Genomic DNA, 21,331 nt, shown 5'->3' with positions numbered 1-21,331 from the left:
ACCCAGAACGACGACTCGACTGCCGATCGCGAAGGAAAGTCTTGTGACGATCACACCGACCCACGAGGAGCCGGCCGACCGGCAGTCCGGCGCCGGGCGAAGCGCCACCACCCCGCTCACCCGGGCCATGGACACCATCAAGAAGCTCCGCGGCGAACTGGCCGCGGCGCAGAGCGGCCCCGGGCAGAGCGGCCCGCTCGCCGTCGTCGGCGTCGGCGTCCGCCTCCCCGGCGGCATCGTCGACCTCGACGGCTACTGGGCCGCCCTCTCCGAGGGCCGCGACCTGGTCCACCCCATGCCGGAGCACCGCAAGGAGCCCTTCACCGAGGAGTGGGAGACCCTCCCGCACCGGGGCGGCTTCCTCGACGACGTCCTCGGCTTCGACGCCGCCTTCTTCGGCATCAGCCCCCGCGAGGCCCGCAGCCTCGACCCGCAGCACCGGCTGCTGCTCGAAGTGGCGTGGGAGGCACTGGAGGACGCCGGACTGCCGCCGCAGTCGCTGACCGGCCTGCGTACCGGCCTGTACGTCGGCGTGACCGGCCAGGACTACCGCGACTGGCAGCCCGCCGGCCAGGAGGACGCCTACTGGCTGACCGGCAACGGCCACTGCTTCGCGGCCGGCCGGCTCGCCTACACGATGGGGCTGATGGGCCCCGCCGTCTCCGTCGACACCGCCTGCTCCTCGTCGCTCACCGCCGTCCACCTCGCCGGCCAGGCACTGCGCGGCGGCGAGTGCGACGTGGCCCTCGCGGGCGGCGTCAACCTGATCCTCTCCCCCCGCTCCACCCGCCTCATCCGCCAGACCAACTCCCTCTCCCCGGACGGCCTCTGCAAGACCTTCGACGCCCGCGCCAACGGCTTCACCCGCGGCGAGGGCTGCGGAGTCGTCGTCCTGAAACGGCTGGAGGACGCGCTGCGCGACGGCGACCGGGTGCACGCGGTGGTCCGGGGCAGCGCCGTCAACCAGGACGGCCGCTCCTCCGGCTTCACCGCCCCCAACGTCCGCGCCCAGATCGCCCTGATCAAGGCCGCGCTCGACGACGCCGGGCTGACCCCCGACGCGATCGGCGCCGTCGAGGCCCACGGCACCGGCACGGCGCTCGGCGACCCCATCGAGGTCGAGGCGATCGTCACCGCCCTGGAGCGCACCGCGGGCGGCGCCCCGCTGCGCATCGGCTCCGTCAAGACCGGCATCGGCCACCTGGAGGCCGCCTCCGGCATCGCCGGACTGATCCGCGGCGTCCTCTCCGTGAAGCACCGTGCCGTACCGCCGGTCGTCCACCTGCGGACCCTCAACCCGCGGATCGACATCGAGGGCACCGGGATCGAGATACCCCGCGAGACCCTCCCGTGGAACACCGGGGACGGCAGCGGCAGCTGCCTCGGCGTCAGCTCGTTCGGCATGAGCGGGACCAACGCGCACGTCGTCCTCGGTCCGCTCACGGCCGAGGAGGCGGCCACCGCCCCCGCCGCCGACACCGGTGCCCCGGCCGGCTTCGAGATCTCCGCCCGCAGCGAGGCCGCCCTGCGCACCTGGGCCGGCCGGCTCGCCGACACGCTCGACACCCTGCCCGCCGACGCCTACCCGGCGTTCGCCTACACCGTCACCCACGGCCGCGCCCGGCACGCCGTACGCGCCGCCGTCACCGCGGCCGGCCCGGCCGAGGCCGCCACCGCCCTGCGCGCCCTCGCCGACGGCGGCACCCCGCCGGGCGTCCGGCTCGACTCCGGCGCCACCGACGGCGCCACCGGCACGGCCGCCCACGCGGCCACCGACCCCACCGCCGAGGCCCTGCCCCGCCGGATCGCCGACCTCCCGGCCTACCCGTGGGAACGCACCCGTCACGCCCCCCTGGCCCGGCCCGCCGCGCTCACCGCGGGCACCGGCGCCGACACCTCACCGGCAGACACCGCACCGGCCGACACCGCAGCACCGGCAGACACCGCCACCCCGCTGCCCGTGCACACCGTGCACTGGGACGCCCACACCCCGGCCGCGCCCGCCGGCCCCCTCCGCCCCCTCGTCCTCGCGGGCGACGACACCGCCACCGTGCGGCTCCTCGCCGACGCGGCCCGGACCGCCGGAAACCGCCCCGCCGTCACCGTGCTGCCCGCGGTCCCCGGCGACGACGAGGGCTGGCGGCGCGTCGGGGAGGCCCACCCCGACGCCGACCTGGTGCTCGTACCCGCGGCCGCCTTGCTGCCCACCGCGCTCGACGCGCCCGCGCCGACCGGCCACGCGGCCGCCCTCTGCCTCGCCGCCACCCTCGCGGTGCGCACCAAGTCCCCGGGCACCGGCCGGGTCCACCTGGTCACGGCCGGGGTGCGCCGGGTCACCGGCGACGAGCAGCTCGCCGCCGCCGACCACGGAGCGCTGCACGGCATCGCCCCCGTCCTGGCCCTGGAGTTCCCGGCCGTCTGGGGCGGCGTCCTCGACCTGCCCGCCGTACCCGTCGCCGCCGACGCCCGCGCGGCCGTCGCCGCACTCGACGCGGGCGGCGACGAGGACCTGGTCGCCGTACGGGACGGCCGGTGCCGTGTCGCCCGGATCCGGCCCGCAGACACCACGCCGGACCCCCTGCCCGTAAGCGCGGAGGGCACCTACCTGATCACCGGTGGGCTGGGCGCGATCGGCCGCGAGCTGGCCCGGGACCTCGTGGCCCGGGGCGCCCGCCACCTCGTCCTGCTCGGCCGCCGCCCCCGGAGCGAACTGTCCGGGCCCGCCGAGGCGTCGCTCACCGCACTCGCGGCCGAGGGCGCCGAAGCCGTGTACGTCGCCGCCGACGTCGGCGACGGCCCCGCACTCGCCGAAGCACTCCACGTCCTGGCCGGCCTGCCGCCGGTCCGCGGAGTGGTGCACGCGGCCGGGACCATCGACCGGCTGGCGCTCACCGACGCGGGAGACGACGCCTTCGCCGCCGCCCTGCACGCCAAGTTCACCGGCGCGCACTGGCTGCACCTGCTCGCCCGGGAGTGGTCGCCGGACTTCTTCGTCCACCTGTCCTCCGTCTCCGGGGTCTGGGGCACGGACGGATACGGTGCCTACGCCGCCGCCAACGGGGCGCTGGACGCGCTCGCCGACATCCACCACACCGCGGACCGCCCCGTCTCCACCATCGCCTTCGGGCCGTGGGAGCTGGACGGCATGGCCGGCACCGAGGCCCGTACCCTCCTGGCCCGCATGGGTGTCAGCCCCGTCACCGCCGCCGAGGGGTGCGCCGCGCTCACCCGGCCGGGTCCGGCCGGCGCCCAGCTCATCGCCTGCCGCCTGGACACCGAGCGGTTCACCACCGTGATGAAGGCGGTGCGCCACCGCCCGCTCCTCGACGCGCTGCACCCCACCGACGACGCACCGGCCGTCGACGCCGTCCTCGGCGTTGACCCGCTGCGGGAGCTGCTGGAGGCTCCCGAGCACCGGCGCGCCGCCCTGGTCACCGAGCGGGTCCGCGACGTCCTCGCGGCGGTGCTCGGCCACGAGGACGGCTCCGCCGTCCCGGAGGACACCGGCTTCCTCGACCTCGGCCTCGACTCGATCATGGCCGTGGACGTCGCGGCGCACCTCACCGGTGTCCTCGGCCTGGAGGTCGGGATCGGCGACATCTTCGGACACCCCTCGCTCAGCCGCCTCTCCGCCGAACTGACCGCCCGCGCCGCCGGCGGCGAACGGCCCGCCGTCCGCCGCGCCACCCCGCGCCGCCCCGCCGCCGCCCTCGCGGCCGGGACCGGGACCGGGACCGCGCCGGGGACCACCGCTCCCGGCGGTGAGCCCCGTGCCCCGGAACCCATCGCCATCGTCGGCATGGCCGGGCGCTTCCCCGGTGCCGACTCCGCGGAGGAGTTCTGGTCGCTGCTCGACGAGGGCCGCGACGGTGTGGGGCCCGTTCCCGCCGACCGCTGGGACACCGCCGCACTGCACGACCCGGCCGGGGCCCGCCCCGGCAGCATCTCCACCGACCAGGGCGGTTTCCTCAGCGACATCCGCCGCTTCGACGCCTCCTTCTTCGACATCCCCGCCCGCGAGGCGGAGAGCCTGGACCCGCAGCAGCGCCTGCTCCTGGAAGCCGCCTGGCACGCCCTGGAGGACTCGGCCACCGACCCGGCCTCCCTGGCCGGCAGCCGCACCGGCGTCTTCGTCGGCATCTCCAACTCCGACTACGCCCGGGTCATGGAGGGCGGCGGCCTCGAACCGCTGGACGCCTACTTCGCCACCGGCACCGCGCTGAACGCCGCCGCCGGACGCATCGCCTACTACCTGGGCACGCACGGCCCCGCCCTCGCGGTCGACACCGCCTGCTCCTCCTCGCTCGTCGCCCTGCACCTCGCCGTCGGCTCCCTGCGGTCCGGCGAGAGCGACCGGGCGCTGGCGGGCGGGGTCAACGTCATCACCTCGCCGTCCTGCTCCGTCGCCGTCAGCCGGGCGCACATGCTCTCCGCCGACGGCCGGTGCAAGACCTTCGACGCCTCGGCCGACGGTTTCGTCCGGGCCGAGGGCTGCGGAGTCCTCGTCCTGCGCCGCCTCTCCGACGCCCTGCGCGACGGCGAGCAGGTGCTGGCCGTGATCCACGGCAGCGCCGTCAACCAGGACGGCGCCTCCTCCGGCTTCACCGCCCCCAACGGCACCGCCCAGCGCCAGGTCATCCGGGCCGCGCTCGCCGACGCCCGCGTCGACGGCGCCGAGATCGGCTACCTGGAGGCGCACGGCACCGGCACCTCACTCGGCGACCCGATCGAACTCGACGCCGCCTGGGGCGTGTTCGGCCCCGGCCGGCGCGCCGGCGAACCGCTCCTGATCGGCTCGGTGAAGAGCAATATCGGCCACTGCGAGTCCGCGTCCGGGATGGCCTCCGTCTTCAAGACCGTCCTCGCGCTGCGGCACGGCCGCATCCCCGGCGGGCTGCACTTCGAGACCCCGAACCCGCACGTGCCCTGGCGCGACATGAACGTCCGGGTCGTCGACTCCCGTACGTCCTGGGCCCGGAGCGACGTCCCGCGCCTGGCCGGCGTCTCCGCCTTCGGCTTCTCCGGCACCAACGCCCACCTGGTCATCGGTGAGGCACCCGCCCCGCGGGAGACCCCGCGCACCGATGACGGGGCGCCGCTGCTGCTGCCCCTGTCGGCGCGGGACGGGGCCGCCCTGGACCGGCTGACCGCCTCCTGGCGCCAGACCCTCCAGGACACCCCCGACACCCTGCTGCCCGACCTCGTCGCCACGGCCGGAGCGGGCCGCGCCCACCTGCCGGTGCGCCGGGCCGTACTGGGCCGCGACCGCGACCAGCTGCTCGCCGCGCTGGGCCAGGCCGCCGGGCCCGGCACCCCGGCCAAGACGCCGAAGATCGGCTTCCTCTTCTCCGGCCAGGGCGCCCAGTACTTCGGCATGGGGCGTCAACTGTACGAGAGCGAGCCGGTGTTCAGCGCGGTCATCGACGACTGCGACCGCATCCTCGCCCCGCACCTGGGCGACTCCCTGCTCAACCTGGTCTTCTACGGCGAGGACCCCGAGGCGGTCAACCAGACCCGGGTCACCCAGCCGGCCCTCGTCGCCCTCGAGCTGGCCCTCGCCGCCCTCTGGGAGTCCTGGGGCGTCAAGGCCCACGCCGTCATGGGGCACAGCGTCGGTGAGATCGCCGCCGCCATCCACACCGGGGTGCTCAGCCGCGAGGACGGTCTCGCCCTGATCGCCACCCGCGCCCGGCTCATGCAGTCCACCGAGCCCGGCGGCATGCTCTCCGTCCCGGCCGCCCCCGGAACCGTCGCGGCCTGGGCCGAGGAGGCGGGCGTCGACGTCGCCGCCGTCAACGGCCCCGAGTCGGTGGTCGTCGCCGGCCCCCGCGACCGCCTGGACGCCCTTGCCGCCCGCCTTGCGGAGCAGGGCGTACGGACCCGGGCGCTGACCGTGTCCCACGCCTTCCACTCCCGGCTGATGGACCCGGTGCTCGACACCTTCGCGGCCGAGCTCGCCGGCTTCACCTTCCACGAGCCGCGCATCCCGCTGATCACGAACGTCACCGGCACCGAGGCCGGCCCCGGCACCTTCACCCCCGACCACTTCGCCCAGCACATCCGGCGCCCCGTCCAGTTCCTCGACGGCGCCCGCGAACTCCTCGCCCAGGGCGTCGACGTACTCCTCGAACTCGGCCCCGACCGCACCCTCGTCAGCCTCGTCCGGGCGGCGGGCCTCACCCCCGAGGGCGGCGGCGTGCCGTCGCTGCGCCGCGGCGGAAAGGACCGGACCGTCCTGCTCGGCGCCGCGAAGGCCCTCTACGAGCGGGGCCGGGACCTGGACTGGAACCGGATCTCCGGCGGCCGCACCACCCGGGCCGACGCCCCCCGCTACCCCTTCGCCGACACCGCGTACTGGACCCGCGCCACCGCCCCGGCGGCCACCGGGCACGACGCCCCCCGGCCGGGGGCCGGCCGCCACTGGGGGAGCGAACTGCGCTCCCCGGGGCTGCGCGGACGGGCCTTCTCCTTCGAGCGCAGCGCCGGCTTCCCCGCCTACCTCACCGACCACCGGCTGTACGGCACCGTCGTCACCCCGGCCGCCTCGCACCTGGCGACCGTCCTCTCCGCCCTCGGCGGCAACGGCGACCCCGTCGTCGTCCAGGACCTGATCTGCCCCCGGGCCCTCGTCATCAAGGACGGCGAGCGCTTCGAGGCGCAGATCCTCCTCGACCCCCCGGCCTCCGACGGCACCGCCGAACTCTCCGTACAGAGCCTCCTGGACGAGGAGCGCGGGATCTGGCAGAAGCACATCGGCGGCCGCTTCTCCAGCCCGCCGGCGGCCGCCGCGCACCGGCCGGCCACCGAGGACCGCGCCGCGTTCATGGCCTCGAGCGAACGGCACCTGACCCGCGCCGACTTCTACGACTACTTCCGCGAGCTGGGGTACACCCTCGGCCCGTCGTTCCAGTGGATCGACGAGGCGTGGATCCGCGGCGACGAGGCCCTGATCCGCTACACGATGCCGCGACTCCCCGACGAGCCGGCCGGGTACGAGCTCTACCCCGGGCTCATCGACTCCTGCTTCCAGAGCATCGCCGTCTTCCTCGTCGACGACGGCGCGGTCGAGGCCGCCTCACTGGCCATCCCGTTCGCCGCGAAGGAACTCTCCTTCCACGGGCGCCCGCCGGCAGGCGCTGAACTCTGGGGCCAGGTACGCGTGGTGCGCGCCGAACCCCTTCCCCACGACCGGCTCCGGGTCGAGACCGCCGACCTCCACCTCTACGCCACGGACCCGGTCGGCGGCGCCGAACACAGCGTCTTCCGCGCCGACGAGTTCCGCGTCCGGCACGCCTCCCGCGCCGTCCTGGAGTCCAGCCTGCGCGGCGACGGCCTCGTCCACACCCTGGAGTGGGTCCCGCTCACCGCCGCGGCCCCGGCCCACGGCACCCTGCGGATCGCGCTCCTCGAAGCCGAGGACGGCACGGACGGCGAGACCGCCGACACCCTGGCGGACGCCCTCGCCGACGCGGGCCACGCCGTACAGCGCTTCCTGGGCACCCTGCCCGGACCGGACACCGCCGACCTCGTCGTCGACACCCGGTGGGCCGCGCCCGGCGCCCCCGCCGGCGCGCCCGGCGCCCTCCAGGCGGCCGCCACCCTGGCCGCGACCCTGCGGGCCCTGCCCCGCACCCTGCCGTACGTCCTGCCGGTGGACGGTTCCACCGGCCGGGCACCCCTGCGGGAGTCGCTGTTCGGCCTCCTCAACGCCCTGGAGGCCGAGCAGACCGACCGCGGGCTCATCCGGCTGCGGCTCGACGGCGGCTGGAACCCCGAGCACCTCGCCGGGCTCCTGGGCGCCCTCCCCGAGGAGAGGCGGCTGGCACTGGACGGCGACGAGGTCCGGGCCGCCCGGCTCGTCCGCACCGCCGCCGACCACCCCGCCCCCGGTGCCGCGGGCGGCGCCCTCGTCACCGGCGGACTCGGGGCCCTGGGCCTCGCCGTCGCCACGGCGCACGCGGCACGCGGCGGGGACCGGCTGACCCTGATGGCACGCTCCGCGCCCGGCGCCACCGAACAGGGGGTCATCGACGACCTCACCGCCTCCGGGGTACGGGTCACCGTGGTCGCCGGCGACGTCACCGACCCCGACGACTGCGCCCGGGCCGTGGCCGCCGCCACCGCGGACGGACCGCTCGGCACCGTGTACCACCTGGCGGGCGTCAACGCCGACGCCGCCTTCGACTCCCTCACCCCCGCCTCGTACGAGAAGGTCTTCCACGCCAAGGCGCTCGGCGCCGACGTCCTGACCGACGCCGTCGCCGGCCACGACCCGCGGGCCGTCGTCCTCTTCTCGTCGGTCTCCGCGGCCCTCGGCTCCGCCGGACAGACCAACTACGCGGCGGCCAACGGCTACCTCGACGGACTCGCCGAACGCCTGCGGGCCGAGGGCCTCCCCGCCACCAGCGTCAGCTGGGGACCGTGGGTGCCCGAGGCCAAGGGAGGCATGGCGGCCGCCGCCGCGGTCGAACGGGCCGCGGGCCGGATCGGCATCCGGGCCCTGTCCGACGCCGAGGCCGCCGCCCCGCTGGCGCTGGCCACCGACACCGCACTCTCCCGGCTCGTCGTCGTCGCCCTGGACGCCACCCGCTACGCAGCCGCCGCCGCGGGCCACCCCAGGGCCGCCCTGGTCGCCGCGCTCGCCGAGGCGGCACCCGCCCCGGAGCGGCCCGCCGAGACGGACGAGCCCGCCGGCTGGCTCACCGAGCGGCTGAACGGCGAGGACACCCGGGACGAGGAGGAGCGGGAGCACCTCCTGCGTGACGCCGTCCGCTCCCTCGTCGCCCGGATGCTGGGCTCCGACGACCAACTGCCCGCCGACGGATCGGCCGACGCCGAGGGATTCTCCGAACTCGGCCTCGACTCCATCATGGCGATCGACCTGCGCACCGCCCTGGCCCACGCCGTGGGCGGCGACCTGCCGGCCACCGTCGCCATCGACCACCCCAGCGTCCTCGCGATGAGCGGTTTCCTCGCCGACCGCGCCGCGCCCGCACCGCAGCCCGTCCGGGTCCCGGCGACCACGCCCGCCGCCCGCCCCTCCGACGACCACCGGGCCGGAGCCGCTCTCGGGGAACTCTCCCTCGACGAGCTGCTCCGGGCCGTTCACGACGACCTCGCCCAGGAGCAGTGAGATGGCCCTTAATCCCGAAGCACTCCGGCAGGTGATCGAGGACCAGCTCCAGCTGTCGCGCCGCCTCAAGGCGCAGGTGGCCGAGTTGGAGAACCGAGCACACGCCCCCGTGGCCGTGGTCGGCACGGCCATGCGCCTGCCCGGCGGCATCACCACCCCGCAGGCCTACCGGGACTTCCTGTACGCCGCCGACCCCGACAACCGCGCCCTGAGCACCATCCCCGAGGACCGCACCGGTCTGCGGGACGTCTACCACCCCGAGCGGGGCACGGAGGGCCGCAGTTACGTCGACCGGGCCGGCTTCCTCGACGACATCGCCTCCTTCGACGCCTCGTTCTTCGGGATCTCCCAGCGCGAGGCCGAGATGATGGACCCCCAGCAGCGGATGCTCCTGGAGGTGTCCTGGGAGGCACTGGAACGGGCCGGCATCGCACCGCGCCGCCAGGACCGGCTGCCCGTCGGCGTCTTCGTCGGGATCATGGCCTCCGAGTACGGGCGCCGCTTCGTCAGCGACGGAGACCTCAGCCGCATCGACCCCTACTTCACCACCAGCAGCGGCCACTGCTTCGTCGCCGGCCGGGTCAGCTACGCGCTCGGCCTCTCCGGCCCGGCGCTCAGCGTCGACACCGCCTGCTCGTCCTCCCTCGTCGCCGTGCACCAGGCGATCAGGGCGCTGCGCGGCGGTGAGTGCGAGATCGCCCTGGCCGGGGGCTCCAACCTGGTGCTCGGCAGCGAGCTCATGGTCTCCCTCTGCCAGGGGGAGGCGCTGTCGCCCGGTGGCCGCTCCCGCACCTTCCTGGCGGACGCCGACGGCTACGGCCGCGGCGAGGGCATCGGCATGGTCGCGCTGATGCGGCTCGACGACGCGCTCGCCCAGGGCCGTCCCGTCCACGCGGTGCTGCGCGGCAGCGCCGTCAACCACGACGGGGCCTCCTCCGGATTCACCGTCCCCAGCGGCCCCGCCCAGCAGGAGGTGATCCGGGCCGCGCTCGCCGACGCCCGGGTGGCCCCCGCCGACGTCGGCTACATCGAGGCGCACGGCACCGGCACCGCCCTCGGCGACCCCATCGAGGTCGGCGCGCTGGACTCCGTCATCGGGACCGGCGCGGGCCCGCGGGACGCACCGGTGGCCCTCGGCAGCGTCAAGTCGCGGATCGGCCACCTGGAAGCCGCCGCCGGCATCGCCGGGCTGCTGAAGCTCGTCGCCCTGCTGGGCGAGGACACCGTCCCGGCGGGCGTCGAACCCGGCGACGGCAAGCTCAACTCCCTCATCCCGTGGGACCGGATCTCCCTCACGGTGCCGGACCGCCGGGTCGCCTGGCCCACCGCCCTCCCGGTCGCCGGGATCAGCGCCTTCGGCCTCTCCGGGACCAACGCGCACGCCGTCGTCGCAGCCCACCGCCCGGCCCCGGCGCCGCGCGTACCGGTGCCGGACCGGCACCCCGAGCTGCTCACCCTGTCGGCGAAGGACCCCCGCGCCCTGGCCGCCCTCGTCGAGCAGGTCCGGACCCGGCTGGCCGGACTCGGCGACGACGCCGTCGCCTCGTTCTGCCACACCCTGCGGGCCGGGCGCGTCCACTTCGGCCACCGCATCGCGGTGACCGGCACCGGGGCCGCCGCGCTCGCCGACGCCCTCGCCGCGCAACGGACCGCTCCCGCGGCCCCGTTCGCCGACCGGGCCGCCCTCATCGTCGGCTCGGACGGCGGAGCCGTCGAGGAGGCGCTGGCCGCACTGGTGCGGCACTTCCCCGGCCTGCGCTCCGCCGCGGAGGGGGACGGCACCCGGGAGGCCGGCGTCCGGCTGCGGGCCGTGCTCACCGCACTCGGCGTCCGGACCTCACTGGTCCCCGCCGACGACGACGGCCGGCCGGGGCCGGTGGCCCGGCTGCGGGTGGCGGGGGAGGCCCTGCCCCTGGTCACCGGCGATCCCGGGAACGCGCCCGCGCTGCTGATCGACGCCCTGGCCGCCCTCTACCGGGGCGGCGCCGACCTCCGGCTCGCCGCCCTCGCGGCGCCCGGCGCGGAGTTCGGCGACGCACCCACCTACCCGTTCCAGCGCAAGCGCTTCTGGATCGACGAGCCGACGGGGGCCCGGGCGGAGACCGTCGGCGCCCCGTCGCCCCACGCCGCGCCGCCCCGCGACGCCGCGGAGATCGGGAGCTATCTGGCCGACGAACTCGCCGCCGTGCTCAAGGCCGACGGACGGCTCGCCCCCGACGTGCCCTTCTGCGAGGTCGGCGGCGACTCGTTCACGGCGATGCTGCTCACCAAGAGCGTGGAGCAGCGCTACGGGGTGGAACTCCCCACACTCGACTGCCCGGTGGAAATGCCGGTCGGTGACCTGCTCGTGCACCTGGGGACCCAGGTCCGCACCGCCATGGGATGGGACGAATGATCGCCACGGACACCCGGAGAAGCGCCTTTCTCCGCCCCCGGCCCGTCGACGACCCGGCGATACGCCTGATCGGCTTCCACCACGCGGGAGGCTCGGCCGCGGTCTACTACCCGCTCGTGCGCCAGCTCCCCGACGACTGGGACCTGCTCCTGCTCGACCTGCCCGGGCGGGGCCGGCGGGCGGCCGAGCCCCTCCTCGACGACATGGACGCGGTGGTGGCCCGGACCGTCGCCGACGTGCTGCCCTGGACGGACGACGCCCCCGTCGCGCTCTTCGGCCACAGCATGGGTGCCATCGTGGCCCTGGAGACGGCGCGGGCGCTGGAGAACCTCGGCCGCCACCCGGTGTGGACCGGCGTCTCCGGCCGTGTCGCCCCCCTGCACCGACGGGCCGGCGCGGTCCCGCTGCACACCCTCGACGACGCGGCGCTCCTCGACGTCATGATGGAGCTCGGCGGCATGCCCGAGGGGGTCACCGGAGCGACCGCGTTCCTCGAACGCTTCCTGCGCACGGTCCGCGCCGACCTGCGCGCCGTGGACAACTACCGCCCGGCGCAGGGGCGTTCCCCCATGCGTACCCCGCTGACCGTCTTCGGCGGCACCCAGGACGCCTGGGCCCCCGCCGCCTCCATGCACCAGTGGAGCCGCGAGAGCCGCTCCCGTTTCGCCCAGACCTTCTTCCCCGGCGGCCACTTCTACTTCCTCGGCTCCGGTTTCCCCGCCTTCACCCGCCAGCTGGTCCGGCAGATCGACCTCTGCCGTCACGCGTCCACGCCGCAAGCGGCGTAGAACAGGAGAATCCCCATGCGCTGGGAGAACGTGTACGTCGCCGGACTCGGTTCCTACGTGCCCGAGCAGATCGAGACCGCCGAGCAGGCCGTGGCCGAGGGCCGCTACGACGCCGAGGAGGCCCAGGCCAACGGCATCCGCCAGGTCCGGGTCGCGGGTCCCGACGAGCCGGGCCCGGTGATGGCCGCGGCCGCCGGCCGCCAGGCCGCCGAACGCGCCGGGCTGCCGCCCGAGGCGTACGGCCTGGTCCTGCACGCCTGCGTCGGCCACCAGGGCCAGGACTTCTGGACCCCGGTCAACTACGTGCAGTCCGAGACCGTCGGCGGCACCGGCCTGACCGTCGAGATACGCCAGGGCTCCAACGGCGGCCTGGCCGGACTGGAGCTGGCAGCGTCGCACCTGGCGGCCCGCCCCACGCCGGGCGCCGCCCTCGTCACCACCGGGGACGCGTTCCGCATGCCGTACTTCGACCGCTGGGGCTCCGACAGCCAGCAGGCGTACGGCGACGGCGCGGGCGCCGTCGTCCTCTCCAACCAGGGCGGATTCGCCCGGCTGCGCTCCACCGCCAGCTACTCCGACTCCTCACTGGAGCCCATCTACCGGGGCACCGCCGGGTGGAACGACGGCCCGTTCCTCGACGGCAAGCCCGTCGACCTGCGCTCCCGCAAGTCGGACTACCTGCTGCAGGAGGAGGACGCGTACGACCACGTCATCCAGCAGATGACGAAGAACGCCTCGCAGGTCCTCCAGGAGGCGCTGGACGACGCCGACGCGAGCCTGTCCGACGTGCGGTTCTTCGTGCACGCCAACATCGCCGAGACGATCGCCGAGTTCTCCTTCTACTCGCTGCTCGGCGTCGACCGCGCCACCACCACGTACGACTGGGGCCAGGACTTCGGCCACATGGGGGCCGGCGACCAGCTCATCGGCATGAACCACGTCGTCGAGGCGCGCCGGCCGGAGCCGGGCGACCTGCTGGTCACCATGGGCGTCGGCGTCGGCTTCATGTGGACCGTCGCCGTACTGGAGTTCACCGAGACGCCGCAGTGGTGAGCTGAGCCCGCACACGAGAGGCGGCCGGCCCGGGAAGTCCTCCCGGGCCGGCCGCCTCTTCACCGTCCTACCCGACGGTCACTAGTTCCACAGCAGCCGCAGCGCCGCGTTGACCAGGAAGATGCCCGCGAAGCCCGCGGCCCAGGCGTACCGGCCCGTCGCCGCGAGCGCCGCCGCGCCGGTGCCGAACCACACCACCTCCAGGAGCACCCGGGCACCCCCGTGCGCCGGGTGCGAGGCGCGCGGCGCGCCGAACAGGGCCCAGGTGACCATGAGGGCGACCGGGACACCGATGCCGAGTGCCAGTTTCGCGAGCCACTTGTCGCTGGAGGTGAACCCCCACAGCAGGGCGGCCGCGTACACGGCGAGTTCCAGCAGGAACATGACGAGCAGGTTGAAGGCCTTGAGGGCAGAGAGCATCGCTGACTCCTAGCGCGTGCGAAGGGGGGAAGGGCGCGTCCGGACGGGGACCGGCGCGCGGACGTGTCCCCGCGGCCGGGTAGCCGCGGGGACGTGGACGTCCGGACCGTCAGACCGTGAGACCGGCCCGTACGGCACCGAAGCGGTCCAGTTGGGGATCGGAGCTGAGGATCGCCCGCTGGAGTTCCTGGAGGCGGGGGGACGGCTCGACGGCGAGCTCGTCCACCAGGCAGTCGCGCAGCGTGGTGAACGCCTCCAGCGCCCGCCACTGCTGCCCCGACCGGTAGAGCGCGGTCATGTACTGGCCGCAGAGGTTCTCGTGCATCGGATGGCGGGCGGTGAGCACCGACAGCTCGCTCAGCAGTCCGTGGTGGCGCCCCAGACCCAGATCGGCCTCGACCCGGGACTCCACGGCGCAGAGCCGGCTCTCCTCCAGGCGGGTCACCTCCACGGCGAGCCGCGTCCCGGTGTACACGTCCACCAGGGCCCGTCCGCGCCAGACCGCCAGCGCCGCCCGGAGCATCCGCGACGCGGTCTCCCGGTCACCGAGATCGAGCGCCCGCCGCCCCGCCGACGCCAGCCGCTCGAAGGAGTGGACGTCGACCTCCTCCGGCGTGATGGCGAGCAGGTAACCGCCGTAGCGGGTCGCCAGTACGTCCTTGGCACGGCGCGGGCCGTCGGCGGGAAGGGCCGCCGCGATGCGCTTGCGGAGCTGCAGGATGTACGTCTGCAGCGTGGTCTGGGCGCTGCGGGGCGGCTCCATGCCCCACAACTCCTCCATCAGCGTGGGAACGGGGACGACCTGTCCTGCCTGCAGAGCAAGCAAAGCGAGGATCTGCCGTGGCTTGCCCGCCGTCGGCAGCAGCGCCACCCCGTTCTCCGTCGCCTCGAAGGACCCCAGGATTCTGACGTCCATGGTCGATTCCCCCTCCACTCGGTGGCTCGGACTGTTGCCACCACGATGACCGGCCGGGGGGTGCGGGCGGGAGTGCACAGGTCACCGGCCCGCTGTGAATCGGCACCTGTCGAGAGCATGAGAAACACACACGCCCGTTGGAGACCAGCACGAGTGCGGCTCTAGCGCCTTCGCGGACCATCGAGGCCGACGAACGGCCCGGCACGGCCGACGGTGGCGAGGCGAGGAGAGATCATTGACCACGGTATCCAGCCCGGCGGCCCGGGAAACCCCCCCGCCCCCGGCCGCACCACGCCCGACCCCCCTGGTGGCGCTGCGGGCCCTGCGCTCCGCGGGCGAGCTCGTGGAGCGGTACGCCGAAGTCGCCCCGCTCCTCGCGGAGATGGTGTCCGCCGGCGACGAGGACGACTTCCAGCGGGCCGGCAACATCCTCACCCAGCTCGACCGGGACGCGGTGAAGGCGGCCCTGCCGGACACCGAGACGGCCGTGGTCGCCCTCACCGGCCACTCCACGCTCGGCAGCGTCCGCGCCCCGCTGACCGCGGAGTTCGCCCGGCACGGCATCCTGCTGGAGGACCGGCTCGGCGACTTCGACGCCTACCTGCGCGACCTGCGGGACCCGGAGAGCCCGCTGCACGCCCCCGACGTCGATCTCGCCCTGTGCGTCATCGACCCGCACACCCTGCTCGACGAGATGGGCACGCCGTGGCAGGCCGACGACCTGGTGCAGACCGCCGAGCGGAAACTCGCCCAACTGACGGCGCTCGCGGCGGCCTTCACCGAGAGGGCGACGGCCGCACTCGTCCTCAACACCGTGCCCCTCTCCCGTACGGTCACCCACCAGCTGATCGACCACGCCTCCCGCAACCGGGCGTCGATCGCCTGGCGGGAGTTCAACAACGGCCTGCTGCGCCTCGCGCTCGACCACCCGGGCGTGCACGTCATCGACCTGGACCCGCTGGTCGCCGGCGGTGCCGCGCTCAACGAACCCCGGATGTCCGCGTACGCCAAGGCGCACCTGGGGGACGAGCTCCTCGCCGGATACGCGCGAGAGGTCGCCCACCTGGCGCGCATGCTCCGCGGCCGGACGAAGAAGGTCCTCGTCGTCGACGCGGACAACACCCTCTGGGACGGCATCCTCGGCGACGACGGAATGGACCGGATCGCCGCGGCGACCACCTTCCGCGGTGAGGCCTTCGGCAATTTCCAGCGGCTCATCCAGCAGATCGGCTCGCAGGGGATCCTGCTCGCGGTCAGCAGCAAGAACGACCACGAGCCGCTCGTCCAGGTACTCCGGGAACACCCGGACATGGTGCTTCGGGAGGCCGACTTCGCGCGCATCAACGCGAACTGGCAGCCGAAGGACGCCAATCTCCGGGACATCGCCGGCAAACTCAACCTGGGTGTCGACAGCTTCGTCTTCGCGGACGACTCGGCGTTCGAATGCGGCATGGTCGCCGGCGGCCTCCCGCAGGTCGCCGTCGTCCGGCTCGACGACGAACCGGCCCTGCACGTCGGCAAGCTCCTCGCCGACGGCTGGTTCGACACCGCCCGGCTGACGGCGGAGGACCGGGCGCGTGCCGCCCTGTACCGCACCGAGGCGGAGCGCGCCGACCTGCTGGACAGCGCGGGCTCCCAGGAGGAGTACCTCGCCGGGCTCGGCGTCCGCGTCACCCTCGGCGAGGCGGGCCCCGGCGACGTCGACCGGGTGGCCCAGCTCAGCCTGCGCACCAACCAGTTCAACCTCACCACCCTCCGGCTCCAGCCGGCCGACGTCACGGAGCGGGAGCAGGACCCGGACCACCTGGTCCTCGCCGTCCGTACGGGTGACCGATTCGGCGACAACGGAGTCGTCGGCGCGGTCTTCGCCCACCGCGACGAGGACACCCTCGTCGTCGACAACATGATCCTGTCCTGCCGGGTCTTCGCCCGCGGCATCGAGCGGACGACCGTCGCCGCCCTCCTCGCCCACGCCGGCGCCACCGGTGCGCGCGCGGTCCTCGCGAGCTACCGGCCGACCGCCAAGAACAAGAACGTCCGGGGCTTCTGGCCGTCCGTGGGCTTCGCACCCACCGAAGCCACCGACGGCGAACTCCGGTTCCGGCATGACCTGGACGACCTCGTGGCCGTGCCCTCCCACGTCACTCTCACCTCCACCCTGGAAGGTTCCACGACATGACCAAAGAGGACTTCATCCACCTGGTCCGCGACGAGCTCGACCTGCCGCTGGGCGTCGACGACCTCTCCGCCGACTTCGACCACGTGGTGAGCTGGGACTCGATGCATATGATCCGCCTGGTCGGCGCCGTCGAGCGCAAGACCGGCAACCGGGTGCCGGTCGGCAAGCTCCTCGCCGACCGCAGCCTCTCCGCCATCTACGAGCGCATCAGCGCCGCCTGACCTCCGGAGAAGAGACACATGAGCATCGACTCCCGGGACACCGCCCGCACCGAGGCCCTCACCTCCGTCGGCACGGCGACCGCCGCCACACCCACCGCGGACACTCCGGCCGGCTCCGCGCCCGTCAAGCGCGGACTGGTCCTCTTCCTGGTCGCCACCGCCCAGCTGATCTGCGTCCTGGACGCCACGATCGCCAACGTGATGCTCCCGCAGCTCCGCGGCGACCTCGGCCTCGGCACCGCGGGCCTGCAGTGGGTGATGAACATCTACGTGCTGCTCTTCGGCGGCCTGATGCTCCTCGGCGGCCGGCTCACCGACGTCTTCTCACGCCGCACGGTGCTGGTCGCGGGGCTCCTGCTGTTCACGGCGGGCTCCCTCGTGGCCGCCCTCGCCCAGGGCGGCGGCACCATGCTGACCGGCCGCGGGCTCCAGGGCATCGGCGCCGCCGCCCTCTCGCCGGCCGCCCTGTCCATCCTGGTCACCACCTTCCCCGAGCCCGCGGCCCGCGCCAAGGCACTCGGCATCTGGGGCACCGTCATGGGGGTCGGCGCCAGCCTGGGCACCCTGCTCGGCGGGGCCGTCACCGACATCGACTGGCGGTGGGCGTTCCTGATCAACGTGCCCATCGGCGCCCTGCTGCTCGGCGGCGTCCTCACCCGCATCCCGCGCATGGCCCCCAAGGGCCCCCGCCCGCCCGCCGACGTTCCCGGCGCGGTCACCGGCACCCTCGGCCTGCTCTCCCTGGTCTTCGGTGTCGTCACCGCGGGCGGCGAGGGCTGGACCGACCCGACCGCGCTGGCCGCACTCGCCGCCGCCGTCGTCCTGCTCGCGGTCTTCGTCCGCGTCGAGCGCACCGCGAAGGCCCCGCTCCTCCCGCTGCACCTGCTGCGCCGGCGCTCCGTCGCCACCGGCACCCTCGCCCAGCTGATCACGGCCGGCCTGATGCTGCCCGCCTTCTTCATGCTGCCGCAGTACATGCAGCTGGTGCTCGGCTACAGCCCGATGGAGGTGGGCCTCGCCTACATCCCGACCAGCCTCGCGATGCTCCTGGTGTCGGGCGCGGTGCCCGTCATGATCGCCAGGTTCGGTCCGCGCACGCCGTACGTCCTCGGCAGCGTCCTGCTCGCCGGCGTCCTCGGCCTGATGCTCAACTCCGGTACCGGCAGCGGCTACTGGTCGCTGCTGCTGCCCGTCACCGCGCTCCTGGGCGTCGGCCTGGTCCTGTGCATGATGACCGCCCCGGTCGTGGGCACCCGGGACGCCTCCGAGGAGGACGCGGGCACCACCTCCGCCGTCCTCAACGCCGCCACCGAGATCGGCGGCGCCCTGGCGCTCGCCGTCACCGCCACCGTCGTCGGCAGCCGGCTCGCCTCCCTCACCGGCGACGGCGTCGCCCCCGACGAGGCGCTCAACGAAGCGCTCCAGAGCGGCTTCCTGGTCCTCTTCGGCTGGGTCGCGCTCAACCTCCTCGTCGGGATCTTCGGATTCGGCGGCCGCCCCGCGGCCGACGAAGCGAAGCTCTGACAGCGGTCGCGGGGCCCGCGCCCCGGGCCCCGCGACCGCCTCCATGCACTCTCCCATCCCTCGAGAGGCAGACAGATGATCCGACAGCGCTCCCGGTCCGTCGCCCTCCCCCCGCCCTCCGTCTCCCCCGTCGCCCCCCTGCCGGGCGGCGCCGGAACCGACGGGGGACCGGACGGGACCACCGCGAACCCCGTCGGCCCCGAGGCCTGGCCGGGCGGAACGCGCACCCGCTTCCCGGACCGCGCGACGCTGCTCGCCGCCCGTGACCCCGAAGCCCTCACCCTCGGCGACGTGGCCCCCGCGGCCGACGGCGCCGGCCCGGGGAGCGGGCCCGCGGCCCACTGGAACTGGTCCACCGCCGGCGCGGCCGCCGCCCTGGGCCTGCCCGGCACCCGTCCGGGCCCGCGCACCGCCCCGCACGCCCCGTGGTGCGCGCCGGAGCCCCCGCTCGCCTCCGCGTCCGTGTTCGCCCGGCGGTCCGCCTTCCCGGGAGCGCCGCTCCTGCGTCTCGCGGGCGACCCCGACGACGCCTCGGCCGAGCCCCACATATGCCGCGGCATCGACTGATCCGCACGAGAGCCGGAGACCCCGTATGACCACCGAGCTCATCCAGTTGCTGACCCCCGAGGGCAAGCGGGTGGACCACCCCGGCTACGCCTTCGACCCCGGGCCGGACCAACTGCGCTCCCTGTACCGGGACATGGTCCTGACGCGCCGCATCGACGCCGAGGCCGTCACCCTCCAGCGCCAGGGCGAGCTGGCGCTCTGGCCCTCGCTGCTCGGCCAGGAGGCCGCCCAGATCGGCTCCGGACGGGCCGCGCGGGACGACGACCGGATCTTCCCCAGCTACCGGGAGCACGGCGTCGCCTTCGTCCGGGACGTCGACCCCGTCCACCTGCTCACCCTGTTCCGGGGAGCCGGCCACGGCAGCTGGGACCCCGCGGAGCACAACTTCCACACCTACACCCTGGTCATCGGCTCGCAGGTGCTGCACGCCACCGGCTACGCCATGGGCGTCGCCAAGGACGGTGCGGACGCGGCCGTGATCGCGTACTTCGGTGACGGCGCCACCAGCCAGGGCGACGTGGCCGAGGCCTTCAACTTCGCCGCCGTCTACGACGCCCCGGTCGTCTTCTTCTGCCAGAACAACCAGTGGGCGATCTCCGAGTCGAACGAGAGGCAGTCGCGCGTCCCCCTCCACCAACGCGCCCGGGGCTTCGGCTTCCCGGGCGTCCGGGTGGACGGCAACGACGTGCTGGCCTGCCTCGCCGTCACCCGGGCCGCCCTCGACCACGCCCGGTCCGGCCGGGGACCGATGCTGATCGAGGCGTACACCTACCGGATGGGCGCCCACACCACGTCCGACGACCCGACCCGCTACCGGGACTCCGCCGAGGTCGCCGAGTGGGAGGCGAAGGACCCGATCCTGCGCCTCGGCCGGCACCTGAGGTCGGAAGGGCTCGCGGACGAGGCGTACTTCGCGGCGCTCGCCACCGAGAGCGAGGCGCTCGGCAAGCGGGTGCGCGACCTGGTCCGGACGATGCCCGACCCGCCGCACGCCGAGATGTTCCGCCATGTGTACGCGGACGGGCACGCCCTCGTCGAGGAGGAGCGGGCCGGGTTCACCGCGTACCAGGAAGCATTCGCATCCTCCGCAGCAGGAGAGGCCGACCAGCCATGACCACGCAGACGCTCACCCTGGCCAAAGCGCTCACCGAGGCACTGCGCGCGACGTTGGACACCGACCCCAAGGTCCTGATCATGGGCGAGGACGTCGGCAAGCTCGGCGGCGTCTTCCGGATCACCGACGGCCTCCAGAAGGACTTCGGCGAGGACCGCGTCATGGACACCCCGCTCGCCGAGTCCGGCATCGTCGGCACGGCGATCGGTCTGGCTCTGCGCGGCTACCGCCCGATCGTGGAGATCCAGTTCGACGGCTTCGTCTTCCCGGCGTACGACCAGATCGTCACGCAGCTCGCGAAGATGCACGCGCGCTCGCGCGGCAGGATCAAGCTGCCCGTCGTCATCCGCATTCCGTACGGCGGCGGCATCGGCGCCGTCGAGCACCACAGCGAGTCGCCCGAGGCCCTGTTCGCGCACGTCGCGGGCTTGAAGGTGGTCTCCCCTTCGCACGCCTCGGACGCGTACTGGATGATGCGGCAGGCCGTCCGGAGCGACGATCCGGTCATCTTCTTCGAGCCCAAGCGCCGCTACTGGGACAAGGGCGAGCTGGACACGGACACCGAGCCAGCCGCCCCCTCGCTCCACGAGGCCGTGGTCGTCCGCCCCGGCCACGACCTCACCCTGGCCGCGTACGGCCCGATGGTGAAGGTGTGCCTGGAAGCCGCCGCGGTCGCCGCGGAGGAGGGCAAGTCGGTCGAGGTCGTGGACCTGCGGTCGATCTCCCCGGTCGACTTCGACACGATCCAGGCCTCGGTGGAGCGGACCGGCCGGCTGGTGGTGGTGCACGAGGCGCCGGTCTTCTTCGGTGCGGGCGCGGAGATCGCCGCCCGGATCACCGAACGCAGCTTCCACAGCCTGGAGGCCCCGGTGCTGAGGGTCGGCGGCTACCACCTGCCCTACCCGCCGGCCCGGCTGGAGGACGAGTACCTGCCGGGCCTGGACCGCGTGCTCGACGCGGTGGACCGCTCCCTGGCGTACTGAGCCGGCCCGCGCACCGACGGAAGCCCCGTACGACGGAA

11 protein-coding genes are annotated in these 21,331 nt (G+C 74.5%); 9 read left to right on the top strand and 2 right to left on the bottom strand.

What is annotated here, in order from left to right; translation table 11 throughout:
* Positions 1–43: 43 nt before the first annotated feature.
* From PZB77_RS05740 to PZB77_RS05725, 4 genes are read left to right on the top strand one after another with little or no spacing between them, the layout of a single operon-like run.
* Positions 44–9,133, top strand: coding sequence for a type I polyketide synthase (locus PZB77_RS05740; protein ID WP_275491463.1), 9,090 nt, complete (start codon positions 44–46; stop codon positions 9,131–9,133).
* 1 nt (position 9,134) lies between these two features.
* Complete coding sequence (locus PZB77_RS05735) at positions 9,135–11,528, top strand: type I polyketide synthase (RefSeq protein WP_275491462.1); 2,394 nt, start codon at positions 9,135–9,137, stop codon at positions 11,526–11,528.
* A complete protein-coding gene (locus PZB77_RS05730) occupies positions 11,525–12,316 on the top strand; it encodes an alpha/beta fold hydrolase (protein WP_275491461.1) in 792 nt (263 codons plus the stop codon). The genes PZB77_RS05735 and PZB77_RS05730 overlap by 4 nt, the downstream gene beginning before the upstream one ends.
* A gap of 15 nt (positions 12,317–12,331) precedes the next feature.
* Complete coding sequence (locus tag PZB77_RS05725) at positions 12,332–13,369, top strand: ketoacyl-ACP synthase III family protein (protein ID WP_275491459.1); 1,038 nt, start codon at positions 12,332–12,334, stop codon at positions 13,367–13,369.
* 81 nt (positions 13,370–13,450) lie between these two features.
* On the opposite strand, the gene PZB77_RS05720 is transcribed toward PZB77_RS05725, so the two are convergent.
* On the bottom strand, positions 13,451–13,789 hold the full coding sequence (locus PZB77_RS05720) for a YrdB family protein (protein WP_275491458.1): 339 nt from the start codon (positions 13,787–13,789) through the stop codon (positions 13,451–13,453).
* A 109-nt stretch (positions 13,790–13,898) separates the two neighbouring features.
* The gene (locus PZB77_RS05715; RefSeq protein ID WP_275491456.1) at positions 13,899–14,705 is read right to left on the bottom strand and encodes an AfsR/SARP family transcriptional regulator; all 807 of its coding nucleotides are present in this window, start codon (positions 14,703–14,705) and stop codon (positions 13,899–13,901) included.
* A 235-nt stretch (positions 14,706–14,940) separates the two neighbouring features.
* Here PZB77_RS05715 and PZB77_RS05710 point away from each other — a divergent pair, with 235 nt between their 5' ends.
* The 5 genes from PZB77_RS05710 to PZB77_RS05690 all read left to right on the top strand — a co-directional run bounded on the left by PZB77_RS05710 (position 14,941) and on the right by PZB77_RS05690 (position 21,293).
* Positions 14,941–16,884, top strand: a complete 1,944-nt coding sequence (locus PZB77_RS05710; RefSeq protein WP_275491455.1) for an HAD-IIIC family phosphatase — start codon at positions 14,941–14,943, stop codon at positions 16,882–16,884.
* Positions 16,881–17,105: a phosphopantetheine-binding protein gene (locus tag PZB77_RS05705; RefSeq protein WP_275491454.1), complete on the top strand. Its 225-nt coding sequence runs from the start codon at positions 16,881–16,883 to the stop codon at positions 17,103–17,105. Before PZB77_RS05710 ends, PZB77_RS05705 begins: the two co-directional genes overlap by 4 nt.
* Before the next feature lie 18 nt (positions 17,106–17,123).
* The gene (locus PZB77_RS05700; protein WP_275491453.1) at positions 17,124–18,629 is read left to right on the top strand and encodes an MFS transporter; all 1,506 of its coding nucleotides are present in this window, start codon (positions 17,124–17,126) and stop codon (positions 18,627–18,629) included.
* A 262-nt stretch (positions 18,630–18,891) separates the two neighbouring features.
* On the top strand, positions 18,892–20,310 hold the full coding sequence (pdhA, locus tag PZB77_RS05695) for a pyruvate dehydrogenase (acetyl-transferring) E1 component subunit alpha (protein ID WP_275491452.1): 1,419 nt from the start codon (positions 18,892–18,894) through the stop codon (positions 20,308–20,310).
* Positions 20,307–21,293, top strand: coding sequence for an alpha-ketoacid dehydrogenase subunit beta (locus PZB77_RS05690; RefSeq protein WP_275491451.1), 987 nt, complete (start codon positions 20,307–20,309; stop codon positions 21,291–21,293). The genes pdhA and PZB77_RS05690 overlap by 4 nt, the downstream gene beginning before the upstream one ends.
* The last annotated feature ends 38 nt before the right edge of the window (positions 21,294–21,331 follow it).

It is taken from the genome of Streptomyces sp. AM 2-1-1 (assembly GCF_029167645.1).
In the GTDB taxonomy this organism is placed as follows: Bacteria; Actinomycetota; Actinomycetes; order Streptomycetales; family Streptomycetaceae; genus Streptomyces.
This window is presented reverse-complemented; position numbering and strand designations above follow the sequence as displayed.